General features: G+C 49.8%; 12 protein-coding genes. 11 read left to right on the top strand and 1 reads right to left on the bottom strand.

Going from position 1 to position 13106, the window contains the following annotated elements; translation table 11 throughout:
• The first annotated feature begins 24 nt into the window (after window positions 1-24).
• The 4 genes from AC3WTJ_RS28375 (at window position 25) to galU (ending at window position 3286) form a co-directional block, all read left to right on the top strand.
• Window positions 25-462 (top strand): hypothetical protein, encoded by a 438-nt coding sequence (locus AC3WTJ_RS28375; RefSeq protein WP_127452184.1) that lies wholly within the window; start codon window positions 25-27, stop codon window positions 460-462.
• Between the two features lie 110 nt (window positions 463-572).
• Complete coding sequence (locus tag AC3WTJ_RS28370; protein WP_127452186.1) at window positions 573-1484, top strand: selenium metabolism-associated LysR family transcriptional regulator; 912 nt, start codon at window positions 573-575, stop codon at window positions 1482-1484.
• A gap of 48 nt (window positions 1485-1532) precedes the next feature.
• A complete protein-coding gene (locus AC3WTJ_RS28365) occupies window positions 1533-2399 on the top strand; it encodes a PHP domain-containing protein (RefSeq protein ID WP_492524631.1) in 867 nt (288 codons plus the stop codon).
• Window positions 2399-3286, top strand: a complete 888-nt coding sequence (gene galU / locus AC3WTJ_RS28360) for a UTP--glucose-1-phosphate uridylyltransferase GalU (RefSeq protein ID WP_492524630.1) — start codon at window positions 2399-2401, stop codon at window positions 3284-3286. Before AC3WTJ_RS28365 ends, galU begins: the two co-directional genes overlap by 1 nt.
• 48 nt (window positions 3287-3334) lie before the next feature.
• On the opposite strand, the gene AC3WTJ_RS28355 is transcribed toward galU, so the two are convergent.
• Window positions 3335-5098, bottom strand: a complete 1764-nt coding sequence (locus AC3WTJ_RS28355) for an Rqc2 family fibronectin-binding protein (RefSeq protein WP_492524629.1) — start codon at window positions 5096-5098, stop codon at window positions 3335-3337.
• A 182-nt stretch (window positions 5099-5280) separates the two neighbouring features.
• Here AC3WTJ_RS28355 and AC3WTJ_RS28350 point away from each other — a divergent pair, with 182 nt between their 5' ends.
• From AC3WTJ_RS28350 to rpoZ, 7 genes are all read left to right on the top strand, one after another.
• On the top strand, window positions 5281-8073 hold the full coding sequence (locus AC3WTJ_RS28350; protein WP_492524628.1) for a calcium-translocating P-type ATPase, SERCA-type: 2793 nt from the start codon (window positions 5281-5283) through the stop codon (window positions 8071-8073).
• A 151-nt stretch (window positions 8074-8224) separates the two neighbouring features.
• Window positions 8225-9058 (top strand): diaminopimelate epimerase, encoded by an 834-nt coding sequence (dapF, locus tag AC3WTJ_RS28345; RefSeq protein WP_492524627.1) that lies wholly within the window; start codon window positions 8225-8227, stop codon window positions 9056-9058.
• A 96-nt stretch (window positions 9059-9154) separates the two neighbouring features.
• Window positions 9155-11029 carry a bifunctional homocysteine S-methyltransferase/methylenetetrahydrofolate reductase gene (locus AC3WTJ_RS28340; RefSeq protein WP_492524797.1) on the top strand — a complete coding sequence of 625 codons (1875 nt, stop codon included), beginning with the start codon at window positions 9155-9157 and terminating at the stop codon, window positions 11027-11029.
• A gap of 29 nt (window positions 11030-11058) precedes the next feature.
• Window positions 11059-11943, top strand: a complete 885-nt coding sequence (locus tag AC3WTJ_RS28335) for a YicC/YloC family endoribonuclease (protein WP_157321380.1) — start codon at window positions 11059-11061, stop codon at window positions 11941-11943.
• A 34-nt stretch (window positions 11944-11977) separates the two neighbouring features.
• Window positions 11978-12238: an extracellular matrix/biofilm regulator RemA gene (gene remA / locus AC3WTJ_RS28330; protein WP_009672664.1), complete on the top strand. Its 261-nt coding sequence runs from the start codon at window positions 11978-11980 to the stop codon at window positions 12236-12238.
• Window positions 12228-12866, top strand: coding sequence for a guanylate kinase (gene gmk / locus AC3WTJ_RS28325; protein WP_127452198.1), 639 nt, complete (start codon window positions 12228-12230; stop codon window positions 12864-12866). The genes remA and gmk overlap by 11 nt, the downstream gene beginning before the upstream one ends.
• 1 nt (window position 12867) lies before the next feature.
• A complete protein-coding gene (gene rpoZ / locus AC3WTJ_RS28320) occupies window positions 12868-13101 on the top strand; it encodes a DNA-directed RNA polymerase subunit omega (protein WP_157321378.1) in 234 nt (77 codons plus the stop codon).
• The last annotated feature ends 5 nt before the right edge of the window (window positions 13102-13106 follow it).

Genomic DNA, 13106 nt, shown 5'->3' with positions numbered 1-13106 from the left:
TTTTGTAGGAAAGGGGGTGTGATCATGAAAGACAAAGTAATGGGGAGATGGAGTACTTACGAACCATTCTTCGTGCAGCTGGGTGACAAGAAAGTAGCGGATGTCGTGATCACGAATCATGCGAAGCTGAGATGGAGTGATCGTGTTTCTAGTGAAAACAACTCACTGGAGGAAATCTGTGCTTTTCTGTGGGAAAAGCTTAAAAATGGTGACATCGTCCCTTATTATCGAAATGAAGAAGATGTTTATCTGATTGATGATGACCTTGTCGTCGTTGCTGAGTTTTCTCACTTGGAGAATGAAACGGATCTGGTGGGCAATCCGCTGCATAAGATGATCATCGTCACCTTCCTCGGGAGAATGTCCGAAACCATGGAGCTTCGCGATTTGAAATCATATTATTCTTGGCTTAGGCATTCAAGGCGCATGACGTTGATTAAGAACAGCCGCAAGCGCCGGTAACTGGATAATAGCTGGATCAAGGGCGTGTCCATCGGGCATGCTCTTTTTACGTCTGAATGGACTGCGCGCGCGCAATTTCATATAATGGTAGCAAAGAGAGGCGGGGTTTCATGGCACTTAATTTTCATCAACTTCACATTTTTTATACCGTCGCGGAAAAAGGAAGTTTCTCACATGCCGCCGGGGCGCTCCATATGACCCAGCCTGCCGTTACGATGCAGGTTCAATCCCTCGAGGATTATTTCGGCGTGAAGCTATTTCACCGCAGCACCAAGAAGATTGAGCTTTCTGAAGCGGGAAGAGCGCTCATGCCGTTTGCGAAAAATAGCATTGAGCTGATTCGGGAGACGGACGTGGCGATGTCCAAGTTCACCAAAATGATTGAAGGGCGTCTCCAACTTGGCGCAAGCTTGACGATGGGCGAATACATATTACCTCGTCTCCTGGGTCCCTTCAGCAAAGATTACCCGAACATCTCCGTTTCCATGAAGGTAATGAATACGACACAAATTCTCGATGAGGTTCTGGGTCATCAGCTGAATTTCGGGCTTGTTGAGGCACCGATTCATCATCCGGATGTTCATACGGAAGCGATTCTAAGCGATGAGTTGAAGCTTATTGTACCGACGGACCACCCTTTAGCAGACCTGGAGGTTGTTACACTCGAAGAAGTGTTGAAATATCCATTTGTGCTTCGTGAGCAGGGGTCCGGAACTCGAAGGGTCATGGAAGAGGAATTCGCCCGCTGCAACATGGATTGCTCCACGATGAAGATTGTCATGGAATTAGGCAGCACTGGCGCTATTAAATCAGCCGTTGAAGCTGGACTTGGTATTTCGATCCTATCGCAGTCTTCGGTTAAGCATGAAGTGACCTTAGGATTGTTTAAAGTGAAGACGATTGAGAATATTAGGTTTGAACGCAGCTTCTATGCGATTTATTTAAATTCCACGCTGCTTCCTATATCTGCAGTCAGTTTTATGACCTTTTTACAGCAGGAGGAATTAAGCCGTTTTCTTTAAAATGTGCAGCACCACCTGTAAGGGATAAGAAAAAAGGGGGAAGCGGAAATGACAGCCCATGTGACAGTTAAAATGGAAGCGGATTTACATACGCATACAACGGCTTCGGACGGGACGCAGCGGCCTGCGGCTAATGTGCAAATGGCGCATGATGCCGGATTGGCGGCAATAGCGATTACGGATCATGATACGGTTTCAGGAGTGGCTGAGGCGCTTTCAGAGGGAGTGAAGCTCGGCATTGAAGTTGTACCTGGGGTTGAGATCTCAACTGTCGCGGGTGGCCAAGACATCCATGTGCTGGGATACTATATTCAAATCGATGATCGTCAGTTTCTGGAAAGATTGGCCTCTTTGCGTGACACCCGAAACGCACGGAACGATATGATTATTGAGCGTTTGCAGCAGTTAGGCATGGAAATTACGATGGATGATGTGCTCAAAGAAGTAGCGAATATTAAGCGTAAGGGCGATACTGTCGGAAGACCCCATATTGCTGCTGTGCTTCTGAACAAAGGTTATGTTTCCTCCATTGGCGAGGCCTTTGACAAGTATTTGGCTACAGGCGCTGCCGCTTATGCCAACCCGCCGCGCATCAAACCGGAAACGGCCATCCAATGGATTCATGAAGCGGGTGGAAAGGCCGTACTTGCTCATCCTGGCATTTATCATGACGATGCACTCGTTGAGGCTATTACGCAGCAAGGATTAGACGGCATTGAGGTCTACCATTCCGACCATACGCCGGAAGATGAAGCGAGATATCTTGAGCTTGCCCGGCGCACAGGCCTTCTCATTACAGCAGGTTCAGATTTCCACGGCGAACGGGGCGGAGTTGTTTTTCATGCGCCTATCGGTTCCAAACGAATTGGGACTGAAGTTTTGCAATATCTACAAACCGAGAAGGAGCCGCGTTAATGAAAAAGATTCGCAAAGCGATCATTCCTGCGGCTGGTTTAGGAACCCGCTTCCTGCCAGCCACGAAAGCGCAGCCCAAAGAAATGTTGCCCATTGTGGACAAGCCTGCCATCCAATACATTGTGGAAGAAGCAATTGAGTCCGGGATTGAGGATATCATCATTGTAACCGGCCGCAACAAGCGGGCGATTGAAGATCATTTTGATAAATCCGTTGAACTTGAAATGATGCTCGAGGAAAAAGGCAGCACGCAATTGTTGAATATTGTGCAGTCTGTCTCTAACCTGGCTGACGTTCATTATATTCGGCAAAAGCAGCCCTTAGGTCTCGGTCACGCCATCCTTTGCGCACGTAAGTTTATTGGCGATGAGCCGTTTGCCGTGCTTTTAGGCGATGACATTCTGCAATCATCTCCACCTGGACTCAAGCAGATGTTGGATATTTACGAACAGACGGAAACGTCCGTTATCGCTGTACAAGAAGTGCCTTGGGAAGATGTGAGCAAATATGGGATTGTTTCCCCAGCGACGAGCTACGGCAGTTATCGGTTGATTGAAGATTTGGTCGAGAAACCTGACCGGGACCAAGCACCTTCGAATTTGGCTGTGATCGGCCGCTACTTGATCATGCCTGAAATATTCGGCATCCTGGAACGGCAAGAGCCTGGCCGGGGCGGAGAAATTCAATTAACGGATGCGCTCCGTGTCCTGAATAGAGAGCAGCAAATGGCCGCTTATTTGATGCAGGCGAATCGTTACGACGTTGGCGACAAATTCGGCTATATTGAAGCGACCATCGAGCTTGCCCTTCAACGTCCGGATTTGCAGCAGCAGGTGAAAGCGTATCTTCTCAATTTGGCTAGAAAGTTAGAAGCGGAATCGGAATAAACACAAGCAAAAAGAACCTAGTGCAGTAAGATGCGCTAGGTTCTTTCTCTATTTTACAGTTACTTTCATTTGTTTGATTTCCTGTTCATCCGGCGTTACGAATAGCGTTTTCTGATTCACATAGATAACGAATCCAGGCTTGGAGCCATTCGGTTTATGGACATGTTTGATCGCTGTATAGTCAACAGGAACTTGGCTGGAGTGCTTGGCTTGGCTGAAATATGCGGCTAATTGCGCCGCCTCTCGCAGAGTTGCCTCGGAATAGTTGTCGCTTCGGATCACGACATGGGAGCCGGGGATATCCTTCGTATGCAGCCAAGTATCGGAGGAGGAAGCAAGCCGGTTGGTCAAAAATTCGTTTTGCGTATTATTTTTGCCGACGTAGATCGGAATTTGCTCACTAGACATATAACATGCCAAGGCAGGCTTATCCTTTTTCTTCTTTTTGCGCTGCTTTTTGTTGCGGTCGCGTATATAGCCCTGTTCCATAAGCTCATCGCGGATTTCTTCGATATCGGTCAAGGAGGCTACGCCTAGTTGCTGCAGCAAGGAATTTAGATACGTAATTTCTTGATGCGTTTGTTCGATTTGTTCCTCGACAATGGCGGTACTGTTTTTCATTTTTGTGTATTTTTTAAAATAGCGTTGCGCATTTTCTGACGGGGTCAACAGCGGATCCAACGGAATTTTGATCAAGGCCTGATCTTCATCGTAGTAGTTGATCGTCTCAAGCTCGCGATCCCCTTTGTTAACGGCGTGCAGGGAAGCTGTCAGCAGCTCGCCAAGTATTCGAAATTTGTCGGCATCTTTGGAATCTTCGACGGTCTCTTGCAGTTTTTCCAGTTTTTTAACATTTTTGTTTGATTCATTTTGTAAAAAACGGAGTAAATCCGCCACGCGTTGTTTGACTGTATCTCTTTCGGCTTTGTCTCCATAAAACATCTCCAAGCATGCGCTAGGCGTCGGATACGTCGTAGACGTGCCTTCAATGTGCGTGAGCGGTGTCATGGCGAAGAACAATTTGCCGGTACTTGTCTGCTCGGTAATGATAGGTTCGTAGTGGTGCTGACGCACAGCCGACATGACATGGTCAAAAGCATGCCATACAGCGTCGAGATCGACCGTTTGTTCGTTTCCATCGCTCTTGCGGCCGCGGTATACGATCTCTTTGGCAATTAATGGGCTTAACCCGCTGAAGGCGGCGACAAGCCGATGTTCGGGTTTATCCGAACCAGAGGTATCTTCCCCGGACATTTGAGCCATCGCATCAAGGAAGTTTGGTTTATCCACGTTAAGTGGATTTTGCTTATCCTGCACAGGCGGTGTGACATACTTGCTTCCTGGCATGACAACCCGGTAGGAAGAAATGGCAGGGGTTACGTGATGAATACCATCCAAAATGGTGTCCGTTGCCGGATCCAGCAGAATGATATTGCTATGCCTCCCCATAATTTCCACGAGGATTTCTTTGGTGCTCATATCGCCTAATTCATCTCGGTGGCGGATTTGCAGCCGGATGACACGTTCCATGCCAATTTGTTCCACGGCTTCAATAACTCCGTTCTCACAGTGCTTGCGCAGGAGCATGCAGAACATAGGGGCATCCATCGGATTCAAAGAGGTTTGCTCCGTGAGCTGGACCCGTGGGAACGTGGGATTCGCTGAAAGAAGTAGTTTGAGATTTTGCCCTTGCGCCCGGATTTGCAGGATGACGTCATTCTCGCTGGGCTGGTGAATTTTATTAATGCGGCCACCGACACACGTTTGTAATTCATGAACAATCGCGTGTAGGACTAATCCGTCTAAAGCCATGATACATACAACTCCATTCTAGGTGAAAACTTTGCTAATCTCTATGATGCCATACTTTTCACAAAAACTTAAGCCTTAGCCACCGGGAAAGATGATTTCAGGGATATTTTCCGGCTTGTCTGAATACATTTACGTATGAGTGGGAGGCAAGATCAAGTGGGAAGTGGGAGGGAGAAGGGCGAATGAGTCAGAATAAGTGGTACCAGTTGACATCGGAAGAAGTCCTGCAGTTACAGCAGGTGGACACGCAGCAAGGATTGCCCTGGGAAGAGGCCTGGAAGCGGCAGGGAGAAGCGGGTCGCAATGAGCTGACTGAAGGCAATCGCGTCTCTCCGATTACGCTGCTATTGAATCAATTCAAAGATTTCATGGTGCTGGTGTTATTGGGGGCAACTCTGATCTCTGGCTTGCTGGGCGAATATCTAGATGCTATCACGATCGTTGTCATTATTGTCATGAACGGCATCCTTGGCTTTACCCAAGAATTCCGCGCCGAACGTTCGCTACGCGCACTTAAGGAATTGTCAGCTCCGAATGCGAACGTGTGGAGGGAAGGCGCCATTCATCAAATACCGGCTCGCGATTTGGTGCCTGGCGATATTATTTTACTGGAAAGCGGGGACAGGATTCCGGCAGATGTGCGGTTCTTGGAGACGAATGGCGTCTATATCGAGGAATCAGCGCTAACAGGCGAGTCTGTAGCCGTCAGTAAGCAAACAGCAGCGATTGCGCATGATGAAGTACCGCTCGGGGATCAGCGGAATCTAGGGTTTATGGGGACGATGGTTTCCAGAGGCACTGCCAAAGCTGTTGTCGTTCGAATCGGAATGAATACGGAAATGGGTAAAATCGCAGATTTGATTCAAAATACGGAATCCATGGAAACGCCGCTTCAGCATCGTCTGGAACAGCTGGGGAAAATATTGATTATTGTCGCAATCGCGTTAACCGTTCTCGTCGTCGTTGCCGGTATTATGCACGGACAACAGCCGTATGCGATGTTCTTGGCAGGAGTGAGCTTAGCCGTCGCTGCCATTCCAGAAGGCTTGCCTGCTATTGTGACAATAGCTCTGGCGCTTGGCGTGCAGCGGATGATTAAACGCAAAGCGATCGTAAGAAAGCTGCCTTCTGTTGAAACATTAGGATGCGCTTCGGTGATCTGCTCCGATAAAACAGGAACACTCACACAGAACAAAATGACCGTTACCCATTTATGGGTTGGCGGCGATGTGCTGGAAGTGACGGGGGACGGCTATACGCCGGTAGGGGACATTCAAATTGGCGGACAAAACGCCGATCTGCTCAAAAACCCTTCATTAAGCAGGCTGCTCCATGTGTCCGTGCTTTGTAATAACGCAACGTTATATGAAGAAAAGCAGGAGCTGAAACGGAAGAAAGGGAAGGATTCCAAAGAGAACGTCGTCTCCGTCTGGAATATCAAAGGGGATCCGACGGAAGGAGCGCTGGTTGTCCTGAGCGCGAAGAGCGGTATTACGCAAGAGTCGCTTAGTGACAAGTATAAACGGATCGCCGAATTCCCTTTTGATTCCGAGCGCAAACGGATGTCCGTTCTGGTGACTTCGGAAAATGGACGCATGGCATGCACCAAGGGCGCGCCAGACGTACTGCTTCAGCACTGCAGCTACATTCTATGGGATGGCAAAGTCATTCCATTCACTTCTACGCTGAAGCAAAAAGTAATGGCGGCCAATGAAGGCATGGCCAGATCCGCCCTGCGGGTGCTTGGCATCGCCTATAAGGAGCTAAAAAGCACTGATCGCTACGACGACTATGAAACGGTGGAAAACGGCTTGGTCTTCATCGGCTTAACGGGCATGATTGATCCGCCTCGTAAAGAAGTGCGCGAAGCCATCTCCAAGTGCCGCAAAGCAGGCATTAAAACGATTATGATAACCGGCGACCATCAGACGACGGCAGAAGCCATTGCCAAACAGCTTGGCATGATTCAAGGCAGTGGCGTCAGCTTGAGCGGGCAGCAGCTCGCTTCCATGTCGGACGAGGATCTCGAAGCCAAGGTGAATGATACTTACGTGTATGCAAGGGTATCCCCTGAGCATAAGCTGCGTATTGTCAAAGCTTTGCAGCGTAAAGGACATGTTGTCGCTATGACGGGTGACGGAGTGAACGACGCGCCGGCGATTAAAGCGGCTGATATCGGAATCGCGATGGGGATTACGGGGACGGACGTTTCAAAGGAAGCTTCTTCCTTGATTCTCAGCGACGATAATTTCTCCACCATTGTCGCAGCGATTGAAGAAGGACGGGGGATTTACGAAAATATCCGCAAGTTCATCCGGTATTTGCTGGCGTCCAATGTCGGCGAGATTATGACCATGTTTATTGCAATGATGGCTGGCCTGCCGCTGCCGTTGGTACCGATCCAAATTCTGTGGGTGAATCTGGTGACGGACGGCCTTCCGGCGATGGCGCTGGGTGTCGACCAAGCCGAGAAGGACTTGATGCAGCATAAGCCACGCTCCTCGAAGGAGAACATTTTCGCCAGACGGCTTGGCTGGAAAATCATCTCCCGCGGAATTCTCATCGGTGTCTGCACCTTGGCGGCTTTCTGGCTCGTACTGCGGGCGGATCCTTCGGATGCCGCAACGTTATTGAAAGCGCAAAGCGTCGCCTTCGCTACGCTAGTCATGGCTCAGCTGATCCATGTGTTCGACTGCCGCAGCTCCCGTTCGATTTTTCACCGCAATCCATTACAAAATCGTTACCTTGTTCTTGCGGTATTATCCTCTCTTATTTTGATGCTCGCCGTTATGTATGTGGATACTCTTCAACCGATCTTCAAAACCGTTCCTCTTGGATGGAAGGATTGGATTCTCGTACTCATCGCCGCAGGGATCCCGACCTTTCTTATGGGGCTGGGCAGCGTGCTCTCACCTAAGCGTACGAAAGGCTCTCGTCCTGCTTCCTATTCATCATCCAAGGCAAGTTTCAGATAAGTTTAGATATGAGGCTGTCTCAGAGGTCTTGATGACCTTGGGGATGGCCTTTTCCCATTCAGCTGAACGAAAAACAGGAGAAAGGGCTATGCATTCAATCATTTTTGCGCTATGATATTGGCTAAAACACACATTTGGAGTGCTGAATACAATGAAATTCACAAAATTGCATGGTTTAGGCAACGATTTTATTGTCATAGCTGGTGAAAAAGAACTGCCTGCCGGTGTGGATCAGCTCGCGATCCGGCTGTGCAATCGCTTTTTTGGCATTGGCGCTGACGGCTTAGTATACATTCTTCCTTCTGAGAAGGCAGATTTCAAAATGCGCATTATTAACTCCGACGGATCCGAAGCTGAGCAATGCGGCAATGCGATTCGTTGCGTGTCTAAATATGTTTATGACCACAAACTTACGGATGCAACAGAGATTACGGTTGAAACTTTGGGCGCAGGTGTACAGAAAGTCCAACTGAATGTGCAAGAGGGGAAAGTTGCGACGGTCCGGGTGGATATGGGGCAGCCAATTTTACAAGGACTTGAAGTTCCTACGACCGTAGATGAGGCCAAAGTCATTGATCATCCGATTGAGGTGGACGGAAGAGAGTTTCGGTTTACGGCTGTTTCAATGGGGAATCCGCACTGTGTCATTTATGTGGATGACGCGGTTAATTTCGACCTTGCTGTTTGGGGGCCGAAGCTTGAAGTACATCCGATGTTCCCGCGTAAAATCAATGTGGAATTCGCTACGGTGAAGAATCGTGCGTTTACGGATATGCGTGTCTGGGAGCGGGGGGCAGGTCCTACCCTGGCTTGCGGGACAGGTGCTTGCGCGACGCTGGTATCTTCCGTTCTTAATGGGCTTACCGACCGTCAGGCTACGGTTTCGCTGAAAGGCGGAGATTTGTTCATCGAATGGAATGAAGAAGATAATCACGTGTATATGACAGGGCCTGCCGAAGAAGTGTATCAGGGGACGCTCGACTAACGCACTATCAGAATAATGGATAAAGGTTTATCTTAATATCTCCCATCATTTGTGATACATTATAACTACATTTTTTTAGTAAGCGGGGAGATTATGATGAAACTGGATCTTCGAGCGGCGCTTCAGCGGGATATTTTGACCGGTGACGGCGCGATGGGGACTTATTTATATCAGATGGGATTTCCGGTAGGCATTTCTTATGAAGAACTGAATCTGCTCAGACCGGAAACGGTCGCTGAAGTGCACCGTCGTTATTTTGAGGCTGGTGCTCGTCTTATTGAAACGAATACCTTTTCGGCTAACCGTGAAAAATTATCTAAGTACGGGCTGGAAGGCGATGTTGAAGCGATCAACCGTGCCGGTGTGGAGCTTGCGCGGAAGGTTGTCGGAAAAGACGCTTATGTTGTTGGAGCGATCGGTTCGATTCGTGCCGGCAAACGCAAAAATGTCCGTACCGCCGATGTCGAAGAATCGCTGCGCGAACAGATCTCCATTCTTCTGGACTCACCGGTTGACGGGCTTATGCTCGAAACCTTCTATGATTTGGAAGAGCTGCAGCTGGCGCTGCGCATCATTCGCAGCTTGAGCGATTTGCCGGTGATCTGCCAGTTCGCGAATGAAGGAACCGGCAGCACGCAGGATGGCGTTCCGCTACAGGAGGCATTCCTGCGTCTGCGTGATGAAGGCGCTGACGTCATCGGTTTCAACTGCCGCGTCGGCCCGAACGGGATTCTCCGCTCGATGGAGAAGCTGACCCCGCTGGCCGGCGTGCCGTTCTCCGCGTTCCCGAATGCGGGGCTGCCCGACTACGTTGACGGGCAGTACACGTATGCGGCGACGCCTCAGTACTTCGCCGAAAGCGCGCTGCGCTTCGCGGATCTCGGCGCGCGCATCATCGGCGGCTGCTGCGGCACGACGCCGGAGCATATCGCCGCAGTCGCGAAGGCGCTGCAGGACTACGTGCCGGCAGAGCCGGGCACGGCAGTGTCCGCGCGCGCGGTGCGCGTGCTGGAACCGGCGCCGGCGAAACCTGCGCCGCCGGCAGGCAAACCTTCGCTGCTGGAGATCGTGAAGCAGCGCAAAACCGTCATTGTCGAGTTGGATCCCCCGCGGGATCTCGACATCGACAAATTTATGCAGGGCTCCAGGGCCCTGCAGGACGCGCATGTCGACGCCATAACGATGGCCGACAATTCACTCGCGGTGACGCGCATGAGCAACCTGGCGCTCGGCCACCTCGTGCAGGATAAGCTTGGCGCGCGTCCGCTGATTCATATCGCGTGCCGCGACCGCAACATGATCGGGACGCAGTCCCATCTCATGGGGCTTCACGCGCTGGGCATCGACCATGTGCTGGCCGTGACCGGCGATCCCGCCAAATTCGGCGATCTCCCGGGGTCCAGCTCGGTTTATGACCTGACATCCTTTGAGATTATCCGGATGATTAAACAACTGAACGAAGGGATTGCGTTCTCCGGCAAACCGCTAAAGCAGAAAGCGAATTTCGTGGTTGGGGCTGCTTTTAACCCGAATGTCAAGCATTTGGATAAAGCGGTGCAGCGTTTGGAACGCAAAATCGAAGCCGGCGCCGATTACATTATGACGCAGCCGGTATACGATGCTGGACTAATTGAACAAATTTATGAAGCGACCAAGCATTTGCATATACCGGTTTTCATCGGGATTGCGCCGCTCGCGAGCGGAGGGAACGCGGAGTATTTGCATAATGAAGTGCCGGGCATCCGGTTGTCGGATGAAGTTAGAGCGCGCATGAGCGGACTCAAGGGTCCAGAAGGCCGCGCGATGGGCGTGGAGATTGCCAAGGAACTGCTGGATGCGGCAATGCCTTACTTCAATGGCATCTATCTGATGACCCCTTTTCTAGCGTATGAGATGTGTGTTGACTTGACAAAGTATGTGTGGGAAAAGTCGAAACGTCATGATTTCCACTTGTACCCACTTTCAAAATGAATTAAAATAGGGTAATGGATGTGATGAGGATGATTTGCAGTATGACCGGATTCGGACAAGCGAATCGTTCTTTTGCGGGATACAACGTGTTTATCGATGTGAAATCGGTCAATCATAGGTATAGTGAAGTGTCGATTCGAATGCCTAAGGAATGGGCGGTCTTTGAAGACGCTTTGAAGAAGACGGTGCTGCAAGCTGTGAGGAGAGGGCGCGTTGACGTCTTCGTTACAGCGGAACGTGAAGCGGCTTCCACCAAGAGCGTGACGGTCGACTTTGCTTTGGCAGATGCTTATTTGCAGGCTGCCGAGGAGTTGAAGGGGCGCTATGGGTACGCCGAGCAGGTCGGTCTCAAAGATTTATTAAGACTGCCGGATCTCATTCAGATGAAGGAGCTTCGCAAGGAGCCTGACGAGGAGATCGAACAGGAATTGTGCGCCTGCTTGCAGGAGGCCGTTGCCAAATTATCCGATATGCGGATGCGAGAAGGAGCATTTCTGGAACAGGACATTCGTGAGCGCCTGGCTGAGCTCAAACGGATCCATACGGAGCTGGAAGCTTTAGCGCCTGGGGTCGTGCAAGATTATGCGGCTAAGCTCACCAATCGCATTCAGACTCTCCTGCAGGATCAGACACCTGTGGATGAGATGAGGCTGGCGACAGAAATTGCGATTTTCGCAGATCGTTCTAACGTGGATGAGGAATTGACTCGTCTGAAGAGTCATTTTGGGCAATGTGATCAATTGCTTTCAGAGAAAGAGCCTGTCGGACGAAAGCTGGACTTCTTGATTCAAGAAATGAATCGGGAAGTGAACACGATCGGATCCAAATCCAATCACTCGGAGCCTACGGCTAGAGTCATTGCGATGAAGGCAGAGCTTGAAAAGATGCGCGAGCAAATACAGAATATCGAGTGAAGCGGCATGAAGCTTCGCGAGGAGGAAGCCCTAAATGGCTATCAAATTAATCAACATCGGGTTCGGCAACATCGTATCGGCGAACCGCATTATCTCGATTGTGAGTCCGGAATCGGCTCCGATCAAGAGAATCATTCAAGAGGCGCGTGATCGTCACATGCTGATTGACGCTACATATGGTAGAAGAACCCGTGCCGTTATTATCACGGACAGCGATCATGTGATTTTGTCGGCAGTACAACCAGAGACGGTAGCGCATAGACTTTCCAACAAGGACGATGATCATGACGAGTAATACGAACACTCTTGAGCGTGAGAGAGGTATTCTGATTGTTTTATCCGGACCTTCCGGTGTCGGTAAAGGTACCGTATGCGCCGCGCTGCGCAAATGCTCTCCGGATATCGTGTATTCCGTATCGGCTACGACCCGCTCACCGAGACAAGGGGAAGTCGACGGTGTCAACTATTTCTTCAAAACACGGGAACAATTCCAACAGATGATCGATTCGGATGAAGTGTTGGAATGGGCGGAATACGTAGGTAATTTCTACGGGACGCCGAGACGTTTTGTTGAAGAAACGCTCCGCTCCGGCAAAGATGTCATCCTGGAGATTGAAGTTCAGGGTGCTTTGCAGGTGAAACAAAAGTTTTCCGAAGGCGTGTTTATTTTCTTGCTGCCGCCTTCGCTGGATGAGCTTGAGAATCGCATTGTAACGCGTGGTACAGAAACGGACGAAGTCATCCGCAGCCGCATGTCGATAGCGATTGATGAAATCCGTTTAATGGAACACTACGACTATGCAATTGTGAATGATCATGTGGAAACAGCATGCTCCAAAATACAAGCGATTCTGACGGCTGAACATTGCAAAAAAGAACGCGTGTATCCCAAAATCGTACAATGGATAGATGAGGTGAAATAAAATGTTATATCCTTCAATTGATAAATTGCTAGATATCGTAGACAGCAAGTACTCCTTGGTTGTCGCTGCATCCAAAAGAGCGAGATCTCTTCGCGACGGCGCGAAATCAGACTTGAAAAACCACAAAGCTCATAAGCAAGTTGGTGTGGCGCTTGAAGAGCTTTACGGCCACTACATTGGCTACGAGAAAATCGAGCCGACAGAGAACGAGAAAGTAAAAGAAACCGAGAAATAAATCGC

Source organism: Paenibacillus sp. FW101-FHT12H11 (assembly GCF_058790355.1).
This window is presented reverse-complemented; position numbering and strand designations above follow the sequence as displayed.